Origin of the sequence: Rathayibacter sp. VKM Ac-2929, assembly GCF_022815495.1 — a bacterium.
GTDB classification, from domain to species: Bacteria; Actinomycetota; Actinomycetes; order Actinomycetales; family Microbacteriaceae; genus Rathayibacter; species Rathayibacter festucae.
This window is the reverse complement of record NZ_JALGRV010000002.1, coordinates 606910-629476: the sequence shown is the minus strand read 5'-3', so window position 1 is coordinate 629476 and position 22567 is coordinate 606910. Positions and strand designations below refer to the sequence as shown.

The following is a 22567-nucleotide window of genomic DNA, read 5'->3' as shown; positions in this document are numbered from 1 at the left end:
GGTCAGTACCTCACTCGCGGGTCGATGAGCGCCGCGATGACGTCGACGATGAAGTTGGTCAGCGCCACGATCACGGCCAGCAGGGCGACGATGCCCTGCACGGCGACGAAGTCGCGCGCCTGGAGGTACTCGGCCAGCTGGAAGCCGAGGCCCTTCCACTCGAAGGTCGTCTCGGTGAGCACCGCGCCGCCCAGCAGCAGGGCGATCTGCAGGCCGATGACGGTGATGATCGGGATGAGCGCCGGACGGTAGGCGTGTGTGCGGACCAGGCGGAACTCGCTCACTCCGCGCGAGCGGGCGGCGTCGACGTAGTCGGTGCCGAGGGTGCCGATCACGTTCGTGCGCACGAGGCGGAGGAAGATGCCGGCGGTGAGCAGGCCGAGCGCGATCGCCGGGAGCACCGCGTGCGAGAGCACGTCGGCGACGGCGGCGGGGTCGCCGGTCTGGATCGCGTCGATCAGGTAGATGCCGGTCTTGTTCTCGAGGAACTGCAGCGAGAGCTCGGTGTTCGTGGTCGCGCGACCGGCGACCGGGAACCACTTGAGCCAGACCGAGAAGACGAGCTTGAGCAGCAGCCCCGCGAAGAAGACGGGGGTCGCGTAGCAGAGGATCGCGAAGATGCGCAGGACCGCGTCGGGCGTGCGGTCGCGGTGGTAGGCGGCGAGCATTCCGAGCGGGATGCCGACGAGGAACGCCACGATCAGAGCGTAGAAGGCGAGCTCGACGGTCGCGGCGCCGTAGGTGACCAGCACCTCGGTGACCGGGCGGTTGTCGCTCAGGGTGGTGCCGAAGTCGCCGCGCAGCAGGTTGCCGAGGTACTCGAGGTACTGCACGATCAGCGGGCGGTCGTAGCCGGCCGCGGCGACGCGCTCGGCCAGCTGGTCGGCGGTGAGCCGACCGCCCAGCGCCGCGGTGATCGGGTCGCCCGTCGAGCGCATGAGCAGGAACACCATCGTCACGAGGATGAAGACGGTCGGGATGATGAGCAGGAAGCGGACGAGCAGATAGCGCCCGAGTCCTCCTCCGGAGCCGCGCGGTCGCCGGGTGGGCGCCGTCGCCGCAGCCGTCGTGGCTGTCGTCACGTGATGCCTTTCGTGGAGAACGGCCGGCGCCTCCCGGGTGGGGAGGCGCCGGCCGGAGGGGTGGATCAGCCCTTGCTGAGCGCCGCGTAGCGGAACTTGAACGAGGCGTCGAGGGTGTCCTCGGCTCCGCTCACGGTGCTGCCGACGATCGCGACCTGCGAGCCCTGGAGGTAGGGCAGGGTCGACAGCTGCGCCGCGACCTTGTCCTGGATCTCCTCGATCAGCGCGGTGCGCGCATCGGCGTCGGTGGTGGAGACCTGCTCGGCGATCAGGCTCTGCACGTCGGCGTCGTCGAAGTGGTTCGCGAGGAAGTTCTCCTTGATGAAGAACGGCGACAGGTAGTTGTCGGCGTCGGAGTAGTCCGGGAACCAGCCGAGCTGGTACGCCGGGTAGACGTCGCTCGAGCGGTCCTTGGAGTACTGGACCCACTCGGTCGTCTGCAGGTTCACGGTGAACAGGCCGGTGGACTCGAGCTGGTCCTTGATCAGCGCGTACTCGTCGCCCGAGGACGGACCGTAGTGGTCGTTCGAGTACTGCAGGTTCAGGGTGACCGGGGTGGTGACGCCCGCGGCCTGGAGCGTGGCGGCCGCCTTGTCGGCGTCGACACCGCCCTGGCCGTCGCCGTAGAGGCCCTTGAGGGACTCGGTCGCGCCGGTGAGGCCCTGGGGGACGTAGGAGTACAGCGGGGTGTAGGTGCCCTTGTAGACCTGGTCGGCGATCTCCTGGCGGTCGATCAGATCGGCCGCGGCCTGGCGGACGGCGAGAGCCTTGGCCGCGTCGGCCTCGGCGGTCGTCGCGCCGAACGGCTGCGTGTCGAAGTTGAAGACGATGTAGCGGATCTCGCCGCCGGGACCGTCGACGACCTTGACCGCGTCGTTCCCGCGGAGGTCCTCGACGTCGGTCGCGGAGAGGCTCCGGTACGCGACGTCGATGTTGCCCTCCTGGATGTCCAGCTTGAGGTTCGAGCTGTCCGCGTAGTACTTGACGTTGACGGTGCCGGTCTTCGCCGCGCCGAGCACGCCCTGGTAGTCGTCGTACGCCTTGTACTGGATGAGGTTGTTCACGTCGTAGTTGGCGATCGTGTACTGCCCGGCGAAGGCGTCGCCCGAGACGATGTCCGCGTCGGCGGTCAGCTCGTCGGCCGAGAAGACCTCCTCGTCCACGATCGGGCCCGCGGGGCTCGAGAGGATCTGCGGGAAGGTCTGGTCGTTCTCCGACTTCAGCGTGAAGACGACGGTGGTGTCGTCCGGCGCCGCGACGCTGTCGAGGTTCGCGAGGAGCGACGACGGGCCGTTCTCGGCCGCGATCGCGACCTGGCGGTCGAAGGAGAACTTGACGTCCGAGGAGGTCAGGTCGTGGCCGTTGGCCCACTTCAGGCCGTCCTTGAGCGTGACCGTGTACTCGGTCGGCGCCGTGAACTCGGCCGACTCGGCGATGTCGGGCTCGACGTCCGGGCTGCCGTAGGGGGTGTTCATCAGGAACGGGAACACCTGGTTCATCACGGCGAAGGAGCCGTTGTCGTACGAACCGGCGGGGTCGAGCGTGGTGATCTTGTCGGTGGTGCCGATGGTGAGCGTGCCGCCGGCCGCGCCGCCGGTCGAGTCCCCGCCGCCGGCGGAGCAGCCCGCCAGCACGAGCGCGACCGCGGCGAAGCCTGCTGCCGTGCCGAGTGCCCGCGAACCGCGAGTGAATCCGGATGTCATCTCCGTCTGCCTCTTCCTGTCAGAAATCGGATGCGGACCTCGGCGTGGAACGCGGTCCCGCGGCGCAGAGTCCGTCGCGCACGGGGTCCGTGCGGAGCGGTGTCGATCCGGCGCACTGTCCTTCAGGCGCGCGGTGTTCTCTGGGCGCACGGGGGCCACGACGCTGAGCGCCCGCATTGCTGTTCCTCAGTGGTAACACATGCGGAAGCGCTCTCCGAACCGGCGCGGGCCGTCGAGCGCTTTCTTCACACGACTGCAACACGTCCCTCATCGAGGGCACGGGGCACCCGCGGCGCCCTCATTCGGTGCGCAGGGCCCGCTTCTCGCGCTCCAGCTCGACCAGGCGGACCTGCACGGCGCGGGAGAGCACGGGGTCGGTCGAGGCGCGCTGCAGGGCGCCGCGCAGCTCGGCGATCTCGCGCAGGAGGTCGCGCTCGATCAGCGAGATCGCGACGTCCTTCGAGTAGCGGGCGAGGCCGGCCTCGTCGGCGGCCGGGATGGGCGCCACGGCGAGCTGGTGCACGAGCGAGGCGAACGGCCCGGGCACGTCGGCCGCCACGTGCTCGACCCAGTCGCGGTCCTGCGCGCGCTCGAGGTTGGCGACCACGGCGTCGCGGACGACGCGGAGGGTCTCGTTCGTGACGGCGGCGTGCGCGGCCCGGGCGAGCAGCGACTCCCCCATCACCTGCGGCAGCTGGAGCATGGCCATCAGCGCCTCGCGCTCGATCCGCGTGACGACGTCGACGGGGAGGTCGGCGATCCGGGCGCCGGCGGGCGCCTCGGGGGCGTCCTCCTGCGGGCGCTCGTCCCGGCCGCCCGGGGCGTTGCGCGCGCGCGAGCCGGCGGAGCGGACGGCGGAGTTGACCTCGGACATGTCCAGGCCGAGCATCCGGGCCAGCTCGCGGGAGTAGCCGGGGCGCAGCGCCGGGTCGCGGATCTCGGCGACGACGGGCGCGGCGGCGCGCAGGGCGGCGATCCGGCCCTCGACCGTGTCGAGGTCGTAGCGAGCCAGCAGCTGCCGGATGACGAACTCGAACATCGGCTTCTTGTCGTCGATGAGCCGGCGGACGGCGTCGTCGCCGCGGTTGAGGCGCAGGTCGCACGGGTCGAGGCCCTCGGGCGCGACGGCGACGAAGGTCTGCGCGGCGAAGCGGTGCTCCTCCTGGAAGGCGCGCATCGCCGCCTTCTGGCCGGCGGCGTCCGGGTCGAAGGTGAAGACGACCTCGCCGACCCCGCTGTCGTCGCCGAGCACGCGGCGCAGGACCTTGATGTGGTCGACGCCGAAGGAGGTGCCGCAGGTGGCGACCGCAGTCGTGACGCCGGCGAGGTGGCAGGCCATCACATCGGTGTAGCCCTCGACGACGACCACCCGGTGGCCGCGGGAGATGTCGCGCTTGGCCAGGTCGAGCCCGTAGAGGACCTGCGACTTGTGGTAGACGGGCGACTCGGGGGTGTTCAGGTACTTCGGACCCTTGTCCTCCTCGAGCAGGCGGCGGGCGCCGAAGCCGACGGTCTGGCCGGTGACGTCGCGGATCGGCCAGACGAGGCGGCCGCGGAAGCGGTCGTAGACGCCGCCGCGGTTGCTGCTGCTGACGAGGCCCGCCGTGGTGAGCTCCTCCTCGGAGAAGCCGCGGCGCTTGAGTGCGGTGGTCAGGCCGTCCCAGCCGTCGGGGGCGAAGCCGACGCCGAAGCGGTCGGCGGCGGCGCGGTCGAAGCCGCGCTCGCCGAGGAAGCGGCGGCCGACGTCGGCGCCGGGGGTCGCGAGCTGCTCGCGGAAGAACTCCTCGGCGGCGTTGTTCGCGGCGATGAGCCGGGCGCGTCCGCCGGTCTCGGGGGCCTGGCCGCCGCCCTCCTCGTACTGCAGCGGGAAGCCGATGCGGCCGGCGAGCCGCTCGACCGTCTCGCTGAACGAGGTGTGGTCCATCTTCATGACGAAGCTGTAGACGTCGCCCGACTCCTGGCAGCCGAAGCAGTGGTAGAAGCCGGCCTGGGGGCGCACGTGGAAGCTCGGGCTGCGCTCGTCGTGGAACGGGCAGAGCCCCTTCAGCGAGCCGACGCCCGCCGACTTCAGGGTGACGTACTCGCCGACCACGTCCGCGATGTTGACCCTGGCCTTGACCTCCTCGACATCCGTCTGTCGAATCCGAGGCATGCCTCCCATCGTATCCGCCGCCACCCGCCCCCCGGCCGAGTGCGCCGTTTCCGCCCCTCCCCTGCCGGCCGAGCAGCCGCGGAACCAGCAGGAAGGAGCGCCGACCGGCGCACCCGCCTCCTGCGCACATGCTGGTCGAGTAGCCGCGGAACCAGCAAGGAGGAGCGCCGAACGGCGCACCCGCCTCCCGCGCACATGCTGGTCGAGTAGCCGCGGAACGCGGCGTATCGAGACCCACCGTCATCAGCAGAGCGGGTCTGCAGACTCGTCCTGCTGACGCTGGTGGATCTCGATACGCCCGCTGCGCGGCCTACTCGATCAGCATGGGCTTCCCACCGAACCGGACTCGTCGGTCTCGATACGGCCGCTCCGCGCCCTACTCGACCAGCATGGATGCCGGAAAGCTCAGCCGACCGGCGGGCACGGCGCAGGGTGCAGCCGAACGCGTGATTCGCGTGCCAGCGAATCGCGCTGGGCGTCCGCGCTCCGCTCTGCGGAACGCACCACCCCGAGGAGCCGACTGCGCGGACGCCGGGCGGGGACCGGCGTCCGAGCGAGCCGGGCTGCGCCCGGCGAGCTCAGTGGCACAGCCTCTCGAACCAGCTCAGGGCGCTCTGGTCGGTGAGGTTGGCGACCTGGTCGACGACGACCCTGCGGCGGGCGTCGTCGGTGCCGGCGGCGTTCCAGTCCTCGGCGAAGCCGGCGTCGAGGGCGCCGGCGCCGCGCTCGAGGAGGGTGTCGGCGAGGCGGGTGAGGACCTCGCGCTGCTGGGCGTAGATCGGCTGACGGGTGTTCCGCGACATCACGAAGGTGGCGACGATGCCCTTGAGGACGGCGATCTCGGCCTGCTGCTCGCGGGGCACGACGACGTGGCCGCCGAAGCGGACGAGGTCGGGGTGGGAGTAGGCCTCGCGGGTGGCCTCGGTGGCGGAGGCGGCGAAGCGGCCGATGAGCTGGCTGGTGAGGTTCTTCAGCCGGGCCTGGTCTCGGCGGGAGCCGTCCCAGGAGTCGACCCAGACGTCGAGGGAGTCGAGGCGGTCGAAGGCGGCGACGAGCTCGTCGTGGCCGATCTCGCCGCCGACCCAGGAGTGCATCGACTCGACGAGGTCGTCGTGGTCCACGCGGGAGCCGAGCGCGGCGACGTCGATGTAGCCGGAGAAGACGGCGTCCTCGAAGTCGTGCACCGAGTAGGCGATGTCGTCGGAGAGGTCCATCACCTCGGCCTCGATGCAGCGGACGCCCTCGGGGGCGCCCTCGCGCATCCAGGTGAAGGCCGGCTCGTCGTCGGCGTAGAAGCCGTACTTGGCGCGGCCGGACGGGTCGGCGACGGAGCGGGTGTCGGGCCACGGGTACTTGCAGCTGGCGTCGAGGCTCGAGCGGGTGAGGTTCAGGCCGTACGGGCGGTCGTCCTCGCCGAACACCTTCGCCTCGAGCCGCGTCAGCAGCCGGAAGGTCTGGGCGTTGCCCTCGAAGCCGCCGATCGACTCGGCCCAGGTGTTGAGGGCGCGCTCGCCGTTGTGCCCGAACGGCGGGTGGCCGATGTCGTGCGCGAGGCAGGCGGTGTCGACGACGTCGGGGTCGAGGTCGAGGCTCGTCGCGAGCTCGCGGCCGATCTGGGCGACCTCGAGCGAGTGCGTCAGTCGGTTGCGGGCGAAGTCGACGCCGGCGGTCGGGCTGAGCACCTGCGTCTTCGCCGCGAGGCGGCGGAGCGAGCTGGAGTGGAAGAGCCGGGCGCGATCGCGGGCGAAGTCGGAGCGGCGGGTGCTGTGGTCCTCCGGCAGGAACCGCTCGACGTCGACGAGCGAGTACCCCCAGAGCGCGCGGTCATCCACCGCTGTGGTGGATCTCGGCGGCCGCGACGGCGTCGCGCTGGTCGGCGTTCAGCTCGCGGGACTCGAGCCAGCGGTCGGGCAGCGACGGCGTCTTCGGCGAGCCGGCGCGGCCGCGTTGGCCCTCGGCCGCCTCGCCCGGGTAGGGCACGTCCGGGTCGAGGGTGGCGAGCAGCTCGTCGAGCTCGGCGAGGGTGACCACGGAGGCCATCTTCGCGCGCAGGTCGCCGCCGACGGGGTAGCCCTTGAAGTACCAGGCGACGTGCTTGCGGATGTCGCGGCAGCCGCGCTCCTCGCTCTCGAAGAACTCGCAGATCAGCTGGGCGTGCCGGCGGAAGGCCGTGGCGACCTGGCCGAGGGTCGGTGTGAAGCGCTCGTCCGAGCCCGCGAAGGCAGCGGCGAGGTCGCCGAAGAGCCAGGGGCGGCCGAGGCAGCCGCGCCCGACGACGACGCCGTCGCAGCCGGTCTCGCTCATCATCCGCAGCGCGTCCTCGGCCGACCAGATGTCGCCGTTGCCGAGCACCGGGACGCTCGAGATCGCCTGCTTGAGGGTCGTGATCGCCGACCAGTCGGCCTGGCCGCTGTAGAACTCGGAGGCGGTGCGGGCGTGCAGCGCGATCGACGCGACTCCCGCGCCCTCCGCGGCCCGGCCGGCCTCGAGGTAGGTGAGGTGGTCGGAGTCGATGCCCTTGCGCATCTTGACCGTCAGCGGGACGTCGCCCGCGGCCCGCACCGCGCCCTCGACGATCTGACGGAACAGCGGGAGCTTCCACGGCAGGGCCGCTCCCCCGCCCTTGCGGGTGACCTTGGCGACGGGGCAGCCGAAGTTGAGGTCGATGTGGTCGGCGCGGTCCTCGGCGACGAGCATGGTGACGGCCTCGGCGACCGTCTTCGGGTCGACCCCGTAGAGCTGGATCGAGCGGACCTTCTCGCTGGGGTGGTGGCGGATGAGGCGCATCGACTCCGGGGTGCGCTCGACGAGCGCGCGGGAGGTGATCATCTCGCTGACGTAGAGCCCGTTGCCGAACTCGCGGCAGAGCCGGCGGAACGCGGTGTTGGTGATCCCGGCCATGGGCGCGAGGACGACGGGGGCGTCGAGTTCGAGGGGGCCGATCCGGAGCGCCGGCGCGGTGCGCGCGGGCGGTGCGGCCATGAGAGTGGAGGACATCGGTATCGATTCTCCCAGATCCTGTGTTGGGGAAGGCGAACGAGCGGAGAGGTGGGGACGGATGGACGGGAACGGCACTGTGGAGGACGGCACTGTGGAGGACGGAGCTACGGAGGTCGGCACCGCGGAGGACCGCACTGTGGAGGACGGCCCGGCGCGGTTCGAGGCGGATGCGCGCGAGCGCGGACTCGACGTCGAGATCGTCGACCGCCCGGAGGCCGGCAGCCTGGCCGAGGCGGCCGAGCTGCTGGGCATCGAGCCCGGCTCGATCGTGAAATCACTGGTGGTCAAGCGCCACGACGGCGGCTTCGTCTTCGCGCTGGTGCCCGGCGGCCGGCAGATCTCCTGGCCGCTGCTGCGCGCGGTGGTCGGCGTGAACAAGCTCCGGCTGCCCGACGAGTCGGTGGCCCTGGAGGCGACGGGCTACCGCCGCGGCACGATCACGCCGATCGGCTCGACCACCGCCTGGCCCGTCGTCGCGGACGAGCGGGTCGTCGGCCGCCGGATCGCCCTGGGCGCCGGCACGAGCGGCCGGAGCGCCTTCGTCGACGCGGACGCGCTGATCGCCGCCTACGGCGCGACGGTCGCCGACATCACGATCGAGGAGCCTGCTCGCTGACAGCGGGAGCCGCGGACGCCGGGACCTCGCAGACCCCGTCCTCGCAGACGGGCACGTCAGTCGCGCCGAGCATCTCGAACGGCCCGCTCGGCACTGGCTCGCTCACGCGACGACCGCCCGCTGCGACAGCACGTGCTCGAGCACCTCGGTGAACGCGGTGGGCTCCTGCGCGCCGGAGACCCCGAAGCGGCCGTCGAGCACGAAGAACGGCACCCCGTTGATCCCGTACTCCCGGGCCTGCGCGATGTCGGACTGCACGTCGGCGAGGTGCCGCTGCTCGTCCAGCGCGCGTAGAGCCTCGTCGGCGTCGAGCCCGACCTCGGCGGAGAGGGCGGCCAGGACGTCGGAGTCCGCGAGGTCGCGCCCCTCGACGAAGTAGGCGCGGAGCAGTCGCTCCTTCAGCTCGAGCTGCAGCCCGTTCGCCTTCGCGTGGTGCAGCGCCTGGTGCGCCCGGACGGTCTTGACGTGCACGACCGACTCGAAGTGGTAGTCGAGGTCGACCCCCGCCGCGATCGCGGTGACGGAGTCGAGCATCTGCTGTGCCTGCTCCAGCGGGACGCCCTTGTGCTGGGCGAGGAACTCGGCCGTACCGCCGCGGTAGTCCTCCGGCGTCTCCGGCGACAGCTCGAAGCTGCGGTACTCGACCGCGACCTCCGGCGCGTCGGGGTGCGCGGCACGGAACGCCGCCAGCCCGCGCTCGAACTTGCGCTTGCCGATGTAGCACCAGGGGCACGCGATGTCGGACCAGATGTCGACGGTGATGGGGGTCTGCGCTTCGCTCACTCCGAGGACAACCGCGGCGACGGGGAGCTATTCCCGCAGCACCCGGACGAGCTCGTCGACGTCGGACTCGTCGTTCCAGAGGTGGAAGGCGACGCGGAGACGTCCGCCCCGGCCCGAGACGCGTAGCCCTGCGGCCTGCAGGCGCGCCAGATCGGCGCCGTCCTCGTCCGGCCAGGAGACGATCGCGCGGTGCTGCGGCGCGCGGTCGAGGCGCTCGCAGAGCTGATCGCCCAGCCCGGAGGCACGCGCCCAGACCGCGTCGAGGTCGAGCGAGCGGAACAGCTCGAGCGACGCCTCCGCCCCGACGAACGCCTGCCAGGCGGGCGAGACGTCGAAGCGCCGGGCGTTCTCGGCGAGGTGCATCGCGGGCCCGTAGCAGGAGGACCAGACGTCCTCCCCCGAGTACCAGCCGGCCTGCACCGGCAGCAGCTCGGCCGCGTACTCGGGCGAGACGGTGAGGAAGGCCACGCCGCGCGGCGAGCAGAGCCACTTGTAGGCGTGGGTGAGGGTCGCGTCGAAGCGGGAGGCGTCCACCGGCAGCACGCCCGCGGCCTGGGTCAGATCGCAGGCCGTGCGCACGCCGTGGCGGGCGGCGGCCTCGACGACCGCGTCGAGATCGGCGAGCGCCCCGCTGCTGGACTGCACGGCCGAGAAGACGACGAGGTCGTCGGCGTCCTCGACCGAATCGGCGAGCGCCTCCAGCGGCACCGAGCGCACGACGACGCCGCGGTGGGCCTGGGCGAGGAAGGGGAAGACGATGGAGGAGAAGTCGCCGTCGACGCAGAGGACGTGCGCTCCGTCCGGGAGCGAGGCGGCGAGCACGGCGGCCATCGCCGAGGTCTGCGAGCCGATCGCGACCCGGTCGACCGGCACTCCGGCGATCTGCGCGAAGGAGGCTCGTGCGCGCTCGGCGACCGCTCCGTAGCCCGCGGCTGTGCCGCAGCCGGCCGACCACTCGTCGAGGTCCGCGCGCAGGGCCTCGGCGGTCGCGCGAGGCGGCAGGCCCAGCGTGCAGGCGTTGTGGTACCCGCGGGCGCCGGGGAAGAGCGCTCGGAGGTCGGCGGGGGCCGGGGGTGCGGTGCTCACCCTCCGAGGATCCCCCTCGACGCCCGGATCGCCAACCTCGCGGCAGGACCGGGCGCGTCGTGCGTCACCGCGCGGCGAGGGCGTGGGCCTGCTCGATCAGCGCGACCACTGCTCGAGCGTCCTGCACGTCGACGGGTGACGGAGCGCCGTCGAGCAGGGCGCGGGCGACTCCCGCGAGGAAGGCGGCGTAGTTCCCACGCTCGCTCGGCACGGCCGTCGTGCCGCGCTCGTCGGCCAGCATCCCCTCCGCGCCCGGCGGGACGACGCCGAAGTCCTCGTCCAGCGGAGTGGCGCCGCCGCCGCGCAGCGCGCCCTCCTGCGGGTCGAGGCCGTCGACCGAGAACGCAGCCCGCGTCCCGAGCACCCGGAAGCGCGGGGCGGAGGCGCGGGCGATCCGGCTCATCGTCAGGTGCGAGCGCACTCCGGACTCGTGGAGCAGCGAGACGAAGGCGTCGTCCTCGCTCGCGCCGCCCGCGTGCACGACGCGGGTCTCCGCCGCGGTGACGACGGCCGGACCGAAGAGCACCAGGGCCTGGTCGACGAGGTGGCTGCCGAGGTCGAAGAGGATGCCGCCGCCCCGTGCCGGTCCGATCGCCGTCTGCCAGCGCCCGGTCTTCGGAGCGCTCCAGCGCTCGAACGTCGACTCGAAGCGGATCACGTCGCCGAGCGCGCCCTCCCCCAGCAGCCGGCGCAGCGTGAGGAAGTCGGCGTCCCAGCGGCGGTTCTGGAAGACGAACACGGGCGCGCCGCCCGCCTCGGAGGCGGCGAGGATCGCGTCGACGTCGGCCGTGCTCGGCGCGAACGGCTTGTCGATCACGACCGCGACGCCGGCGGCGAGCACCTGCTCGGCCTGCTCGCGGTGCACGGAGGGCGGCGTCGCGAGGACCACCAGGTCGGGTCGCTCGGCGAGCACCGCGTCGAGGTCGGGGACGATCCGTGCGCCGGGATGCGCGGCCGTCGCCGCCGCCCCTCGCTCGGGATCGCTCGTCGAGATCGCGACCAGGTCGAAGTCGGAGTCCGCCTCGACGAACGGCGCGTGGAAGATCCGCCCCGCGAGCCCGTAGCCGACGAGCCCGACGCGGACGGTCCTCCCGCCGGTCATGACGACGCCCCCGGCACGTCCACGGCGCCGCCGAAGCGGCGGGTGCGGCCGGCGTAGTGCTCGATCGCGCCCCAGAGGTCCTCGCGGGTGAAGTCGGGCCAGAGCCGGTCGAGGAAGACCATCTCGGCGTAGGCGCTCTGCCAGAGCAGGAAGTTGCTGGTGCGCTGCTCGCCGGAGGAGCGCACGAAGAGGTCGACGTCCGGCATGTCGGGCAGGTAGAGCGCCTTGCCGATCGTCTTCTCGGTGATGCCGGACGGCTTCAGCCTGCCCGCGGCGACCTCGGCGGCGATCCGCTGCACCGCGTCGGCGATCTCGGTGCGGCCGCCGTAGTTGACGCACATGGTGAGCGTGAGGACGTCGTTGCCCTCGGTCAGCTTCTCGGCGTACTGCAGCTCGTTGATGACCGACGCCCAGAGCCGCGGCTTCCGGCCGGCCCAGCGCACCCGGACGCCCCACTCGTTGAGCTGGTCGCGGCGGCGGTGCAGCACGTCGCGGTTGAAGCCCATCAGGAAGCGCACCTCGTCGGGCGAGCGCTTCCAGTTCTCGGTCGAGAAAGCGTAGACGCTGAGGTGCTTGACGCCGATCTGGATCGCTCCCGCGACCACGTCGAGCAGCGACGCCTCGCCGCGCTTGTGCCCCTCCACCCGGGTCAGCCCGCGGGAGTTGGCCCAGCGGCCGTTGCCGTCCATCACGATCGCGACGTGCTCGGGCACCGCCTTGCGCGGCAGCTCCGGCGGGTGCACGCCGGTCCAGTCGAGGGGGCGGAACGGGACGGCGTCCCTGTGGGTGAACGGCTTCATCGGGTGACGTGCTCCAGAGATCTCAGTCCGCGCTCGAGGTGCCACTGGGTGTAGGCGGCGACCACGCCGCTCGCTCGGGAGCGGGTCGAGGGCTCCGTCGTCTCGGCGTGCTCCCAGTCTCCCGTGAGCAGGGCGCCGAGGAGGACGACCACCTCCGGGGCGACGCGCGGGGCGCCGGGGGGCGTGCAGTCCTCGCAGACGACCCCGCCGAGCTGGACGACCACCGCGCCGTGCGGGCCGGGGGCGCCGCAGCGGGCGCAGTCCTCGAAGCTCGGCGCCCAGCCGGCGATCGAGAGCGCGCGCAGCAGGTAGGAGTCGAGCGTGAGCACCGGCTCGTGCTCGTGCTTCGAAAGCGAGCGCAGGGCGCCGACGAGTAGGAGGTACTGCTGCAGCGAGGCGTCGGCGTCGGTGAGGCGGTCGGCCGTCTCGACCATGGCGCTCGCCGCGGTGTAGCTGTCGTAGTCGGCCGCGATGATCGCGCCGTACGCGCCGAGCGACTCGGCCTGCGTGACGATGTCGAGGCTCCGGCCCTCGTAGAGCTGCAGGTCGGCGACCATGAACGGCTCGAGCCTCGAGCCGAACTTGGAGCCGGTCTTGCGCACGCCCTTGGCGACCGCGCGGATCTTGCCGTGGCTGCGCGAGAGCAGCGTCACGATGCGGTCGGCCTCGCCCAGCTTGTGGGTGCGCAGCACGACGGCTTCGTCACGGTAGGTGGGCATGCGCTCGATTATCCTCCCCACCCCTGACAACCCCGCGGTGGACCGGCACCCGCCCCCTCCCGCCCGTGGAACGATGGCTCGGTGGCCGCCTCCCTCTTCGAGATCCCCGCCTGGGCCGACCTCCTCGCCATCGCGATCGGCTGCCTGCAGGGCGCGATGTTCGCCGGCGAGTTCCGCGACCGCCGGATCGACCTGCTCGGCGTCACCATCATCGGCACGGCGACCGGCCTCGGCGGCGGTGTGCTGCGCGACCTGCTGCTGCAGACCCCGCTCGTGGCGCTGCACACCAACGCCTACCTGCTCGTCGCGGTGACGGCCTCGCTCTTCGGCATGCTGCTGCAGCACGTGCTCAACCGGGTCGACGGCACGATCACGGCGCTCGACGCGCTGACGATCGGGCTCTTCGGCGCCATCGGCACGACGAAGGCGCTCTCGCTCGGCGTGCCGGAGGTGCCCGCCGTGTTCGTCGGCACCGTCTCGGCCGTCGGCGGCTCGGTGATCCGCGACATCCTGCTGAACCGGCCGATCGCGCTGATGCACGTGGGCTCGCTCTACGCGATCGCGGCGACCGCCGGCACCGTCGTGCTGGTGGTCGCGCTGCGGTTCGGGATGGTGATCGACTACGCGGCGCCCATCGCGGTGCTGGTCACGGCCGTCATCCGGCTGCTGGCGGTGCGCTACGGCTGGAGCCTGCCGGAGCAGCGGGCGCTGAGCCGGGTGCCGCGTCTGGGCTGGCGGAAGCGCGGCTGACGGCGGGGATGCACGTCGGGACGGCTCGCGGAAGCCCGCGCCCGTGTCGGAGGTCCGACCTAGGGTGGCGGCATGACCGCTGCGGGCACCACGACCGACCGACACGACGTGCTGATCATCGGCGGGGGGAACGCGGGACTCTCGGTCGCGGGGCGCCTCCGCCGCTACGGGGTGGCGGACGTCGCGGTGATCGAGCCGCGCGAGACGCACCTCTACCAGCCGATGTTCTCCCACGTCGCCGGCGGCACCGCTCCCGCCTCGAAGGCGACCCGGCCGCAGGGCTCGGTGACGCCGAAGGGAGTCACCTGGATCCGGGACCGTGTCGAGGCCATCGATCCCGCTGCGAAGTCGGTCGTGCTCGCCTCCGGTCGGCGGGTCGGCTACGGCGACCTCGTCGTCTGCCCCGGCATCCAGAAGGACTGGTCCGCGGTGCCCGGGCTGACGGAGGCGATGGCGTCGCCGGTCGGCGTCTCGAACTACGAGTTCGAGTACGCGCGGAAAGCCTCGAGTGTCCTCCGCGGGGTCCGCTCCGGCACCGTCGTCTTCACCCAGCCCAGCGGACCCGCCACCTGCTCGGGAGCCTCGCAGAAGCCGATGTACCTCGCCTGCGACTACTGGCGCGAGACCGGCGTGCTCGCGGACGTCCACGTCGTGCTGGTCGTGCCGACACCCACGATGTTCGGCATGCCGCTGATCGACGCGGAGCTCGAGCGCAAGGTGGCGGAGTACGGGATCGACGTGCGCTTCAGCCGCGAGCTGGTCGAGGTGGACGCCGAGAAGCGGACGGTCGTCATCGCGGGCGAGGACGGCCGCCGCGCGCAGCTGGGTGTCGACCACGACGCCGGGCACGTCGGCTCCGAGCAGCGGGAGACGCTCTCCTACGACGTGCTGCACGCGGTCCCGCCGCAGTCCGCACCGGACTGGCTCGCGGGCACCGGGCTCGTGGCGGAGGGGAGCACGGGCGGCTTCGTCGAGGTCGACCCGCTGACGCTGCGCCACCCCCGCCATCCCGAGGTCTGGGCGCTCGGCGACGCGGCGGCGACCACGAACTCGAAGTCGGGTGGCGCGCTCCGGCAGCAGACCAAGACCCTGGCGAAGAACCTCGTCGCCGCGCGCCAGGGGAAGCCGCTCCCCCAGGTCTACAACGGCTACTCGGTCTGCCCTTTCGTCGTCTCGCGCTCGACCGTCGTCTTCGCCGAGTTCGACGACCGCTACCGCCCGAAGCCGACCATCCCCTTCTGGAAGGGCCTTGCGAGGGAGCGCCGCATCACCTTCCTCGCCGACCGCTACCTGCTCCCCTGGGTCTACTGGAACCTCATCCTGCAGGGCCGCGCCTGACGGCACGGCTCCGCAACATGCTGGTCGAGTAGCCGCGGCACGCGGCGTACCGAGACCCACCACCGCATGAACACGGGTCTCGATACGCCCGCTCCGCGGGCTACTCGACCAGCATGGCCCGCCCGCTCCGCGGGCTACTCGACCAGCATGGCCCGCCCGCTCCGCGGGCTGCTCGGGCCGCGCGAGGCTCAGGCCGAGGCCGTCGCCAGCTCTCGGTCCGGGGCCTCCTCGCGGAGGGCGCGGTTGACGGCCGAGACGATCGCCTTCAGGGAGGCGGTCGAGATGTCGGCGTCGACGCCCACGCCCCAGAGGGTGCGGCCGTTCACCGAGCACTCGACGTAGGAGGCGGCCAGCGCGTCGCCGCCGGCGCTGAGAGCGTGCTCGACGTAGTCGAAGACGCGGACCTCGACGCCGTGCTGCGCCAGCACCGCCTCGAAGGCGTTGATCGGGCCGTTGCCGGTCGCGCTCGCGGTGACCGTCTCGTCGCCGACGCGCAGCACGGCGTCGAGGGCGATCGAGCCGCCCAGGTCGCTCGAGGTGCTCGTGCGGGCCAGCTCGAAGCGGCCCCACTTGTCCTCAGCGCGGTGCGCGGGCGCGGGCAGGTACTCGTCCTGGAAGATCGTCCAGATCTGCTCGCTGGTGACCTCGCCGCCCTCGGCGTCGGTCTTGGCCTGCACGACCGCGGAGAACTCGATCTGCAGGCGGCGCGGCAGGTCCAGCGCGTGGTCGGTCTTCAGCAGGTACGCGACGCCGCCCTTGCCGGACTGCGAGTTGACGCGGATGACCGCCTCGTAGGAGCGGCCGAGGTCCTTCGGGTCCACCGGCAGGTAGGGCACCGCCCAGGTCAGCTCGTCGCGGCTGACGCCGGTGCGCTCCGCCTCGGCCTCCATCGCCTCGAAGCCCTTCTTGATGGCGTCCTGGTGCGAGCCGCTGAACGCGGTGAAGACCAGGTCGCCGGCCCACGGGCTGCGCTCGGGCACGGCCAGCTGGTTGCAGTACTCGGCCGTGCGCTTGATGCCGTCCATGTCACTGAAGTCGATCTGCGGGTCGATGCCCTGGGTGAACAGGTTGACGCCCAGCGCGATCAGGTCGACGTTGCCGGTCCGCTCGCCGTTGCCGAAGAGGCAGCCCTCGATGCGGTCGGCGCCGGCCAGGTAGCCCAGCTCGGCCGCCGCGACCGCGGTGCCGCGGTCGTTGTGCGGGTGCAGCGAGACGATGATGTTCTCGCGCTGGGCGAGGTTCCGGCACATCCACTCGATCGAGTCGGCGTAGACGTTGGGCGTTGCCATCTCGACCGTGGCGGGCAGGTTGAGGATGACCTTGCGCTCCGGGGTCGGCTCGAAGACCTCGACCACGCGGTCGCAGATCTCGCGGGCGAAGTCGAGCTCGGTGCCGGTGTAGCTCTCGGGCGAGTACTCGTAGTACACGGCCGTGCCGGGGACGGACGCCTCCATCTCGCGGCACTTGCGAGCGCCGGCGAGGGCGATGTCGATGATGCCCTGGCGGTCCTTGCGGAAGACGACCTCGCGCTGCAGCACGCTGGTCGAGTTGTACAGGTGGACGATCGCCTGGCGGGCGCCGCGGATCGACTCGTAGGTGCGCTCGATCAGGTGGTCGCGCGCCTGGGTCAGCACCTGGATGGTGACGTCCTCCGGGATCGCGTCCTCCTCGATGAGGCTGCGGACGAAGTCGAAGTCGGTCTGGCTGGCGCTCGGGAAGCCGACCTCGATCTCCTTGTAGCCCATCCGGACCAGCAGGTCGAACATGATCCGCTTGCGCTCGGGGCTCATCGGATCGATCAGCGCCTGGTTGCCGTCGCGGAGGTCGACGGCGCACCAGCGCGGCGCCGTGGTGATGCGCTTGGCCGGCCAGGTGCGGTCGGGCAGCTCGACGACGATCTGCTCGTGGAACGGCTTGTACTTGCCGATCGGCAGCGACGACGGCTTCTGGGTGTTCTTCATGAGGGTGCTCTCCCGGCGCGCGGACGCGCCTGTCTCTCGTCTCGCGGGGATCCGGATGCGGATCGAACCACGCGGGTGGTCTGTGGTGACGATGGGTCTGATTCAGCCGACGACGGACTCCGCGACGAGGAGGGCCTGAGGATCAGATCTCGTCGCGGCGGCTAAGAAGGAGCAGACCGATGCGCACGCGACCACGGTAGCACTGCGCCCGCGGGTCGGCACCCACGAGGCACCACTGCGGCGCGGACGTCGTCCTCAGGCGACGAGACCGTTCTCGTAGGCGTAGACGACGAGCTGCACCCGGTCGCGCAGCCCGAGCTTGCCGAGCGTGCGGCTGATGTGCGTCTTGACCGTCGCCTCGCTGAGGAACTCCGCCCGGGCGATCTCGGTGTTGCTGAGGCCGCGCGCGGCGAGGTGGAAGATCTCGCGCTCGCGGTCGGTCAGCGTGCCGAACGCGGCCGGCGTCTCGCGGCCGCTCCCCGGCGCGCCGAAGTGCTCGAAGAGCTCGCGCGTCGCGGAGGCGGCGACCACGGCGGTGCCGGCGTGCACCGTGCGGACGGAGGCGAGCAGGAAGCCCGGCTCGGTGTCCTTGAGCAGGAAGCCGCTCGCCCCGGCGCGGATCGCGCGGGCGGCCGCCTCGTCCAGGTCGAAGGTGGTGAGCACCAGGATGCGCGGCGGCTCCACGCCCTTCTCCGCGGCGTCGGCGAGGATGCGGCGCGTCGACTCGATGCCGTCGACCCCCGGCATCCGGATGTCCATCAGCACCACGTCCGGGGCCAGCCGGCCGACGAGCTCCGCGCCCTCCGCGCCGTCGGACGCCTCGCCGACCACCTCGAGGTCCGGCTGGGAGCTGAGCAGCATGCGGATGCCGGCGCGGAAGAGCGCCTGGTCGTCGACGAGGACGAGGCGGATGGTGTCGGTCATGCGGGGTGGCCTCCAGAGGCGACGGGCAGGGCGGTGGACGAGGGGGCGGGCAGGCGCGCGTCGACCACGAAGTCGTCGCCCTCGGGGCCGGCGCGGAGGACTCCGCCGACGAGTGCGGCGCGCTCGCGCATGCCGACGAGGCCGTGCCCCTCCCCGGGCACGCGAGCGGCGGCCTCGGCGTCGGCGCAGCGCGCGTTGCGGACGGTGAGGACGATCTCGCCGGACTCGCGGCGGAGCGCGACGTCGAGCGGGGCGCCGGGCCGGCCGTGCCGGAGCGCGTTCGTCGTCGCCTCCTGCACGATGCGGTAGAGCGCGAGGCCGATGCCGCGCGGCACGGTCTCGAGGTCGACCTCGAGCTCGGACCGCAGCTGCGTCCCGGCTCCGGAGACGCTCTCGAGCAGCGCCGGCAGGTCGCGCGCCTCCGGCTGCGGTCCGTCGCTCTGGCTGTGCCGGAGCTGAGCGAGGAGGACGCGGACGTCGCCGAGCGCGTCGCGGGCGACCGAGGAGATGGTGAGCAGGGCGGCGTCCGTCTGTGCCGGGCTGGACGCACCGAGGTAGCGGGCGCCGTCCGCCTGCGCGATCACGACGGCGAGCGAGTGCGCCACGACGTCGTGCATGTCGCGGGCGATGCGGTTGCGCTCCTCGACCGTGTCCAGCTCGCGCTGCGCCGCCGCGCGCTCGCGCTCGGCCTCGGCGCGGAGGGTCTGCCCCTCGCGCGCTCGCCGCACCGAGCGGGACAGCAGGCCGACCGTCCAGGAGAGGCCGAGCGTGGCGAGGATCCCGCCGAACACCGCTCCCCCGGTCAGGATCGGCGAGGGGATGGACTGGACGAGCCGGAAGACGATGATCAGGTAGACGACGGCCACGATCGCGCCGAGCACCGCGGAGACGGCCCCTGCCGCGCGCACCCGGCGCCGCTCGGACGCACCGGTGCCGAAGAGCACCGCGAGGATCGCGAGGTCGGCCGGTCCCGGTGCCAGCTGCAGACCCATCTGCAGGAGCGCCCCGCCCCAGGCGATCGTGAGGGAGAGCGCCGGCGCCCGGCGGTGCAGGACCAGCGCGACCGCCAGCACTCCGCCGACGACCGGCTGGAGCGAGCCGTCGGGCGCCGCGAACGGCACGGTCGAGATCAGCAGCAGGAGGAGCGCCTGCCAGCCGGCCGCTCCGACGGCGAAGCCGTCCTGCGGACCGGCGACGCGCACCACGAGCGCATCGATCCTGTCGCCGGGACCGACCGGCCGCCGCACCCCGGCGCGCCAGACGAGGACCTTCAGGCCGGCGAGGAGGGCGGCGACGACCAGCGCGGCGACGGCGCGGAAGAGCAGGACCTGGTCGGCGCTCGCCTCCTGCGGCAGCAGCTGCTCGGTCCCGCTCAGTGCGGCGACCAGCCCGGCGACGCCCGCGAGCAGGAGGGCGCCGACGAGGGTCAGCGTCCGCGTCCAGGGCCCGAGCCGGCGCGCCGTGGACCAGAGGACGAGCAGGCCCACGAGGACACCGTCCACCGGCACGCCGAGGAGCGGGATCCCGCCGCCGGTGACCGCCCCGACGGCGACCAGGGACGGTGCGAGGGCCGGCAGGAAGGCCGCGAGGCCGAGGCCGAGCGCGATCAGCAGACCGCCGCTGAGGTGCTCCGGCGCGATCTGGCCGGCCGCGCTCAGTCCGAGGTGGAGGACCCCGAGCAGGGCTCCCGCGATCGGGAGCGTCGCCGGACGATCCAGGAGCGCACGCATGAGCCCCACGCTACGCGGCGACGTCGCCGCGGGGCGTCGTCCGGGAGAGTGACTGCCGTCCCCCTCCCGATCCGGCGCCGCGCTCACCGGCTCAGAAGCCGAGGCGGCCGAGCAGCTTCGGGTCGCGCTGCCACTCCTTGGCGACCTTCACCCGGATGGAGAGGAACACGCGCCGGCCGAGCAGCCGCTCGATCTGCTCGCGCGACACGGCGCCCACCTCGCGCAGGCGCTGACCGCCCTTGCCGATGATGATGCCCTTCTGGCTGTCGCGCTCCACGAAGACGTTCGCGTAGATGTCGATGAAGGAGCCGTCCTCGCGCTCGACCATGTCGTCGAGCGTCACGGCGAGCGAGTGCGGCAGCTCGTCGGAGACGCCCTCGAGCGCTGCCTCGCGGATGAACTCGGCGATGCGCGAGCCGGTGTCCTCGTCGGTCACGGCCTCCTCGGGGTAGAGCGCGGGCGAGACCGGCATGAGGCGCAGCAGCTCGACCGCGAGCACGTCGAGCTGCTCCTCGGTGACCGCCGAGATCGGCACGATGGTGTCCCACTCGCGCAGCTCGGAGACGGCGAGCAGCTGCTTGGCGACGGACTTCTTCGAGGAGAGGTCGACCTTCGAGACGATCGCGACCTTGCGGGCGCGCGGGAAGGCCTCGAGCTGCTCGTTGATGAACCGGTCGCCGGGGCCGATCGGCTCGTCGGCCGGGAAGAGCATTCCGATCACGTCGACGTCGCCGAGGGTCGAGGTGACGAGGGAGTTCAGCCGCTCGCCGAGCAGGGTGCGCGGGCGGTGGATACCCGGGGTGTCCACCACGATGAGCTGGCCGTCGGGCCGGTGCACGATGCCGCGGATGGCGCGGCGGGTGGTCTGCGGCTTCGAGCTGGTGATGGCGATCTTCTCGCCGACCAGCGCGTTGGTGAGCGTGGACTTGCCGACGTTCGGGCGGCCCACGAACGACACGAAGCCCGCCCGGTAGGGGGTCGTGGGAGTGCTGGGGTCGGTCATCGTGCGTCCTCGTCCTGGTGGTCTGTCTCGGCGACGATCGCGACCGGTCCGGTGCCGGTCTCGCCTGAGGGATCGTAGTCGGGATCGCGCCGCACGATGACGGTCGAGATGGTGCCGCGACGGGGATCCGCCTGCTCGGCCTCGAGGATCACCCCGTCGATCCGGGCGGTCGCGCCCCGCTCGGGCAGGCGGCCGTAGGCCTTGGTGAGCAGTCCGCCGACCGAGTCGACGTCGTCGTCCTCGAGTTCGAGGTCGAACAGCTCGCCCAGCTCGTCGACGGGCAGCCGCGCCGAGACACGGTAGACGCCCGGCTCGGTCTCCTCGAAGAGGTCGACCTCGCGGTCGTACTCGTCCGAGATGTCGCCGACGAGCTCCTCGATCAGGTCCTCGAGCGTGACCAGCCCGGCGATGCCGCCGTACTCGTCCACCACCATGGCGAGGTGGTTGGACTCGAGCTGCATCTGGCGCAGCAGCTCGTCGGCCTTCTTCGACTCCGGCACGAACAGCGCGGGGCGGGCGAGGTCGGCCGCCGAGTCGTCGTCGTCCGGGCGCTCGTAGGTGTGCCGGGCGACGTCGCGGAGGTAGAGCACGCCGAGCACGTCGTCGACGCCGTCGCCGATGACGGGCAGCCGGGAGATGCCGCGACTGAGCAGCAGGCCCATGCCGGCGCCGACCGAGGCGCCGGCCTCGATCGTCACCATGTCGGTCCGCGGCACCATCACCTCGCGCACCAGCGTGTCGTTGAACTCGAAGATCGAGTGGATGAGCTCGCGGTCGTCCTGCTCGAGGACCGACTGCTCGGTCGCCTCGTCGACCATGCTGAGCAGCTGCTCCTCCGAGGAGAAGCCGGCCGAGCGGCCGGTGCCCGGGGTGACCCGGTTGCCCAGCGCGACGAGGCCGTGCGCGACCGGGCCGAGCGCGACCCGCAGCACGTGCACGAGCGAGGCGCTGGAGCCGAGCACGGCGCGGGCGTGGGCGCGCCCGACGCTGCGCGGGCTGGAGCCGACGAGCACGAACGAGACGGCCGCCATGATCAGGATCGCGAGCAGGAGCGCCAGCCACAGGGCGTCGACCACGACGACGAGCACGGTGGTGACGAAGACCGCGGCGGTGGTCTCGGCCGCGATCCGGGTGAAGTTGACGACGTTGACGTGCGCGCTCATGTCGCCGGCGATGGCCCGCAGGGCGCGCGAGCTGCGCGAGTGGTTCGCCATCTCGAGGACGTCGCTGCGGGAGAGCACGCCGAGGGCGGCGTCGGTGGCGGCGAGCCAACCGCCGAGGGCGACGAGGCCGAGGGCCGCGATGAGGAGCTGGACGGTGAGCACGCCGGGCCTAGCGGCGTCGCTCGCTGATGTGGAACCCGACGAGGATGTCGCGCTGGATGCCGAACATCTCGCGCTCCTCCTCGGGCTCCGCGTGGTCGAAGCCGAGCAGGTGCAGCAGCCCGTGGGCCGTGAGCAGCAGCAGCTCGTCGAGCACGGAGTGGCCGGCGGCCTCGGCCTGGCTCTGCGCCACCTGCGGGCAGAGCACGATGTCGCCGAGCAGGCCGGCCGGGGTCGGCTCGTCCTCGGTGCCGGGGCGCAGCTCGTCCATCGGGAAGCTCAGCACGTCGGTGGGGCCGGGCTCGTCCATCCACTGCACGTGCAGCTGCTCCATCGCGCCCTCGTCGACCAGCACGATCGCGAGCTCGGCGTCGGGGTGCACGTGCATCGAGTCGAGCGCGTAGCCCGCGAGGCGCAGCAGGGTCGCCTCGTCCACAGGGATGCTCGACTCGTTGTTGATCTCGATGCTCACGGGGTGCGGTTTTCCTTCGATCGG

At 72.1% G+C, this 22567-nt stretch carries 19 protein-coding genes; 3 read left to right on the top strand and 16 right to left on the bottom strand.

Annotated features, from left to right (window positions below; all coding sequences use genetic code 11):
• Window positions 1-2: 2 nt before the first annotated feature.
• The 5 genes from MT355_RS07465 to dusB form a co-directional block, all read right to left on the bottom strand.
• Window positions 3-1082, bottom strand: a complete 1080-nt coding sequence (locus MT355_RS07465) for an ABC transporter permease (protein ID WP_123735467.1) — start codon at window positions 1080-1082, stop codon at window positions 3-5.
• Window positions 1083-1147: 65 nt separating this feature from the next.
• Complete coding sequence (locus tag MT355_RS07460) at window positions 1148-2785, bottom strand: ABC transporter substrate-binding protein (RefSeq protein ID WP_127886292.1); 1638 nt, start codon at window positions 2783-2785, stop codon at window positions 1148-1150.
• Between the two features lie 298 nt (window positions 2786-3083).
• A complete protein-coding gene (gene dnaG, locus MT355_RS07455) occupies window positions 3084-4937 on the bottom strand; it encodes a DNA primase (RefSeq protein ID WP_123445638.1) in 1854 nt (617 codons plus the stop codon).
• A gap of 578 nt (window positions 4938-5515) precedes the next feature.
• Window positions 5516-6769 carry a deoxyguanosinetriphosphate triphosphohydrolase gene (locus MT355_RS07450; protein WP_243599059.1) on the bottom strand — a complete coding sequence of 418 codons (1254 nt, stop codon included), beginning with the start codon at window positions 6767-6769 and terminating at the stop codon, window positions 5516-5518.
• Window positions 6762-7934 (bottom strand): tRNA dihydrouridine synthase DusB, encoded by a 1173-nt coding sequence (gene dusB, locus MT355_RS07445; RefSeq protein WP_243599058.1) that lies wholly within the window; start codon window positions 7932-7934, stop codon window positions 6762-6764. Before dusB ends, MT355_RS07450 begins: the two co-directional genes overlap by 8 nt.
• Window positions 7935-7995: 61 nt before the next feature.
• On the opposite strand from dusB, the gene MT355_RS07440 reads away from it, so the two are divergent.
• A complete protein-coding gene (locus MT355_RS07440; protein WP_243599057.1) occupies window positions 7996-8553 on the top strand; it encodes an aminoacyl-tRNA deacylase in 558 nt (185 codons plus the stop codon).
• Between the two features lie 102 nt (window positions 8554-8655).
• Here MT355_RS07440 and MT355_RS07435 read toward each other — a convergent pair whose 3' ends face one another.
• From MT355_RS07435 to recO, 5 genes are all read right to left on the bottom strand, one after another.
• Window positions 8656-9336 carry a DsbA family protein gene (locus MT355_RS07435; protein WP_123735461.1) on the bottom strand — a complete coding sequence of 227 codons (681 nt, stop codon included), beginning with the start codon at window positions 9334-9336 and terminating at the stop codon, window positions 8656-8658.
• 27 nt (window positions 9337-9363) lie between these two features.
• Window positions 9364-10422, bottom strand: a complete 1059-nt coding sequence (locus tag MT355_RS07430; protein WP_243599056.1) for an aminotransferase class V-fold PLP-dependent enzyme — start codon at window positions 10420-10422, stop codon at window positions 9364-9366.
• A 64-nt stretch (window positions 10423-10486) separates the two neighbouring features.
• Complete coding sequence (locus MT355_RS07425) at window positions 10487-11524, bottom strand: Gfo/Idh/MocA family oxidoreductase (RefSeq protein WP_243599055.1); 1038 nt, start codon at window positions 11522-11524, stop codon at window positions 10487-10489.
• Window positions 11521-12324: an isoprenyl transferase gene (locus MT355_RS07420; RefSeq protein ID WP_123703114.1), complete on the bottom strand. Its 804-nt coding sequence runs from the start codon at window positions 12322-12324 to the stop codon at window positions 11521-11523. Before MT355_RS07420 ends, MT355_RS07425 begins: the two co-directional genes overlap by 4 nt.
• Window positions 12321-13043 (bottom strand): DNA repair protein RecO, encoded by a 723-nt coding sequence (recO, locus tag MT355_RS07415; protein ID WP_123445629.1) that lies wholly within the window; start codon window positions 13041-13043, stop codon window positions 12321-12323. Before recO ends, MT355_RS07420 begins: the two co-directional genes overlap by 4 nt.
• Before the next feature lie 81 nt (window positions 13044-13124).
• Here recO and MT355_RS07410 point away from each other — a divergent pair, with 81 nt between their 5' ends.
• Entirely contained in the window at window positions 13125-13793 is a 669-nt protein-coding gene (locus MT355_RS07410) for a trimeric intracellular cation channel family protein (RefSeq protein WP_243586590.1), read from the top strand.
• Between the two features lie 72 nt (window positions 13794-13865).
• Window positions 13866-15131 carry an NAD(P)/FAD-dependent oxidoreductase gene (locus MT355_RS07405; protein ID WP_243599054.1) on the top strand — a complete coding sequence of 422 codons (1266 nt, stop codon included), beginning with the start codon at window positions 13866-13868 and terminating at the stop codon, window positions 15129-15131.
• Between the two features lie 188 nt (window positions 15132-15319).
• On the opposite strand, the gene leuA is transcribed toward MT355_RS07405, so the two are convergent.
• From leuA to ybeY, 6 genes are all read right to left on the bottom strand, one after another.
• Window positions 15320-17092: a 2-isopropylmalate synthase gene (gene leuA, locus MT355_RS07400; protein ID WP_243599053.1), complete on the bottom strand. Its 1773-nt coding sequence runs from the start codon at window positions 17090-17092 to the stop codon at window positions 15320-15322.
• 255 nt (window positions 17093-17347) lie between these two features.
• Window positions 17348-18016 carry a response regulator transcription factor gene (locus MT355_RS07395; protein ID WP_123445626.1) on the bottom strand — a complete coding sequence of 223 codons (669 nt, stop codon included), beginning with the start codon at window positions 18014-18016 and terminating at the stop codon, window positions 17348-17350.
• The gene (locus MT355_RS07390; RefSeq protein WP_243599052.1) at window positions 18013-19746 is read right to left on the bottom strand and encodes a histidine kinase; all 1734 of its coding nucleotides are present in this window, start codon (window positions 19744-19746) and stop codon (window positions 18013-18015) included. The genes MT355_RS07395 and MT355_RS07390 overlap by 4 nt, the downstream gene beginning before the upstream one ends.
• Before the next feature lie 91 nt (window positions 19747-19837).
• Window positions 19838-20749, bottom strand: coding sequence for a GTPase Era (gene era, locus MT355_RS07385; protein ID WP_123732108.1), 912 nt, complete (start codon window positions 20747-20749; stop codon window positions 19838-19840).
• A complete protein-coding gene (locus MT355_RS07380; protein ID WP_123445623.1) occupies window positions 20746-22074 on the bottom strand; it encodes a hemolysin family protein in 1329 nt (442 codons plus the stop codon). Before MT355_RS07380 ends, era begins: the two co-directional genes overlap by 4 nt.
• A gap of 7 nt (window positions 22075-22081) precedes the next feature.
• Window positions 22082-22543, bottom strand: a complete 462-nt coding sequence (gene ybeY / locus MT355_RS07375; protein ID WP_123445622.1) for an rRNA maturation RNase YbeY — start codon at window positions 22541-22543, stop codon at window positions 22082-22084.
• Between the last annotated feature and the right edge of the window lie 24 nt (window positions 22544-22567).